Source organism: Parasphingomonas halimpatiens, assembly GCF_036663795.1.
Taxonomy (GTDB): domain Bacteria; phylum Pseudomonadota; class Alphaproteobacteria; order Sphingomonadales; family Sphingomonadaceae; genus Sphingomonas.
Map to the genome: position 1 here is coordinate 1 of NZ_JAXOJP010000082.1, position 2,836 is coordinate 2,836.

Consider the following 2,836-nt stretch of genomic DNA (forward strand, 5'->3'; position numbering starts at 1 on the left):
CTCTCCAACACCGTCTTCGATGACTACGATCATGTCGTCTCAAAATGTTGCGATGCCTGGAATTTCTTCGCCAACGACCTCGCCCGCGTTGCTTCTGTCACAACGCGAAGCTGGGCATAGGTCAATCTTTAAGGCCGTTGGTATGACATCTATCGCGTAGTGCGGTTTTCGTGGCCGAGGTTGAAAGTGGTTCGCGCAGAGGCGCAGAGGCGCAGAGATTTCGCGCCAGCGGTGAAGAACCCGCGGCAGCGGGCCGGTTTTCCGAAGCTGCCGGGAACGAAAGGGTATCGCTGACGCCAGGGAGAAACCGCAGACGCAACATCTCCGCGCCTCTGCGCCTCTGCGCGAACAAATGCCTTCTTCTACATTTGGCCCCGGATGCAATTTGCGGTTAGGGCGCGGGGCATGAAAACGCCTGACAACCGCCGCATCCTGCTCGCCAGCCTTACCGGCACGGCGGTCGAGTTCTATGATTTCTACATCTATGCGACCGCGGCGGCATTGGTGTTCGGGCCGCTGTTTTTCCCGACCTCGTCGGTGTCGGCGCAGCTCATGCTGTCCTATGCCAGTTTCGGGCTGGCCTTCGTCGCGCGGCCGGTCGGCGCGGTGCTCTTCGGGCATTTCGGCGACCGGATCGGGCGCAAGTCGACGCTGGTCGCCTCGTTGCTGCTGATGGGCGGGTCGACCGTCGCGATCGCCTTTCTGCCGACCTATAAGCAGGTCGGCTGGGTCGCGCCGCTGCTGCTGTGCGTGCTGCGCTTCGGGCAGGGGCTGGGGCTGGGCGGTGAATGGGGCGGCGCGAGCCTGCTCGCCGCGGAGAATGCGCCGCCGCACCGGCGGATGACCTGGGGCATGTTCCCGCCGCTTGGCGCGCCGGTCGGTTTCATCGCCGCCAACGGCTCGTTCCTGCTGCTCGGGCTGTTCCTGACTGACGCGCAGTTCCGCGACTGGGGCTGGCGACTGCCCTTCCTGGCGAGCGCGGTGCTGGTCCTGCTCGGGCTATGGGTGCGGCTCAAGCTGACCGAGACGCCGGCCTTTCTCGAAGCCGCCAAGGCCGAGTCGATCCCGCGCGTGCCGATCGCGTTGCTGTTCAAACGCCATCTGCGCGCGACGCTCGCCGGCACCTTCGCGGTCGTCGCATGCTTCGCGCTGTTCTACCTCGCGACCGCTTTCGCGCTGGGTTACGGCACGACCAAGCTGGGGTATCCGCGCGAGACCTTCCTGGCGATCGAGCTGGTGGCGATCCTGTTCCTCGCGCTCGGCATCGTCGTCGCCAGCATGGCAGCCGACCGCAGCAGCGCAACGAAGATGCTGGCGCTGGGCTGCGCGGGCTGCCTCGTCGCCGGTGTGCTGATGGGGCCAATGCTCGGTGCGGGATCGCTCTTCGTGATCCTGGCCTGGCTGGCCTTCGCGCTGTTCGTGATGGGGTTCGCCTATGGCCCGCTCGGCGGCTGGCTGCCAGACCTGTTCCCGGCCGAGGTGCGCTACACTGGCGTGTCGCTGACCTTCAATCTCGGCGGGATCATCGGCGGCGCGATGGCGCCGATCGCCGCGCAGGCGCTGGCCGGTCGCGGTATCGCTTATGTCGGGCTGTATCTCGTCGCGGCCGGGGTGCTCAGCCTCGGCGGGATCGCGGTGCTCAGGAAGCCGCAGATACCTGTGGTCGCAGCAACGTAATCCGCGCCTTGCCGTGGGTGCGTTCGGCATCGACGGTCAGGCCGGCGATGACGACCGGTTCCTTGGCGCCGGTCTCGAGGCTGATCCATGTCGCCGGGCCGATCCAGCCGAGCCGCGACAGCCGTTCGAGTGCGACGACGCCCGCGCCGGTGCCATAAGGCGGATCGAGCAGGATCAGGTCGTAGGGCTTGGCCGCCGGGCCGAGCGTCAGCACCGATTGCGCGCGGACATCGGCCTTGGCGCCGAGCTTGGCGATGTTGCCGCGCAGCGCGTCGAGGGCGGGCTTGTCATGCTCGACGAACAGGCAGGATTCGGCGCCGCGCGACAGCGCCTCGAGCCCGAGCGCGCCCGAGCCGGCGAACAGGTCGACGACCGACAGCCCCTCGAAATCGCCGAGCCGGCTGGTCAGCATTGAGAACAATGCCTCGCGCGTACGGTCGGCGGTGGGGCGGGTGGCGTCACCCTTGGGCGCGACGATGGTGCGGCCGCGCCACTGCCCGGCAATGATTCGCATGACTATTTCCGCGTTCTGGGGCTGCGACCGGCGCCGGTCGGCTTCTTGCCCGACGGTTTGGCGCTGGCCCAGCCGGCTGGTTTCTTGCCCGGCTTGCTGCCGGGCGGGCGGGGCGCGGTCGCTGGCCGATCGACCAACGTCTCGCGCGATTCGCGGTGTGCCTTGGCGCGGGCGACGCGCGCCGGGCTGCCGATCGCGCGCGCGGCGTCGTCGCGTGAGGGCGCGGTGTTGCTGCGCGGCGCGCGTGGCCGGTCTTCGGCGCCGCTCCGCGGCGCGCGTGGGCGATCGTCCGCGCGGGTCGGTCGTGCGTCGCGCGCCGGGCGCGCCGCGGCGGCGCCACGTGCCGGCGCGGTTGCTTCACGCGAACCCGGCGGCGCGTCGAACCAGCGGCGCACGCGCGGTGCGGCGCCTGCTGAGGTTGCGGTGTCATCGCGGCGTGGCGGCCGGGCGTCGCGCGCTGGGCGGGGCGTATCGGACGCGCGCGGCGCGTCGTTGCGGCGGGCGGTGCGTGGGGTTTCGTCGCGAAGCGGTGCGGCGTCGCGGCGTGGCGGGCGTACGCGATCGTCGCGCGGCGGCGCGCCGGTGGTCCGGCGCGGTTCGGCGCTGCGTGGTGGGCGCGACGGGTCGCCGAGGCGGACCGGCTCG

Annotated in this window: 2 protein-coding genes and 1 pseudogene; 1 reads left to right on the top strand and 2 read right to left on the bottom strand. The window is 69.8% G+C overall.

Annotated features, from left to right (window positions below):
- Positions 1–405 precede the first annotated feature (405 nt).
- Positions 406–1,677: an MFS transporter gene (locus U1839_RS26675; RefSeq protein WP_332806588.1), complete on the top strand. Its 1,272-nt coding sequence runs from the start codon at positions 406–408 to the stop codon at positions 1,675–1,677.
- Here U1839_RS26675 and rsmD read toward each other — a convergent pair.
- A complete protein-coding gene (gene rsmD / locus U1839_RS26680) occupies positions 1,640–2,191 on the bottom strand; it encodes a 16S rRNA (guanine(966)-N(2))-methyltransferase RsmD (RefSeq protein WP_332806589.1) in 552 nt (183 codons plus the stop codon). The two genes, U1839_RS26675 and rsmD, sit on opposite strands and share 38 nt — an antisense overlap.
- Before the next feature lie 2 nt (positions 2,192–2,193).
- A pseudogene (locus U1839_RS26685) lies at positions 2,194–2,836 on the bottom strand (hypothetical protein); the annotation flags it as partial.

Bases quoted from the DNA above. Each gene is read 5' to 3' on its own strand.
- U1839_RS26675 (WP_332806588.1), top strand. From the start codon at position 406: ATGAAAACGCCTGACAACCGCCGCATCCTGCTCGCCAGCCTTACCGGC.
- rsmD (WP_332806589.1), bottom strand. From the start codon at position 2,191: ATGCGAATCATTGCCGGGCAGTGGCGCGGCCGCACCATCGTCGCGCCC.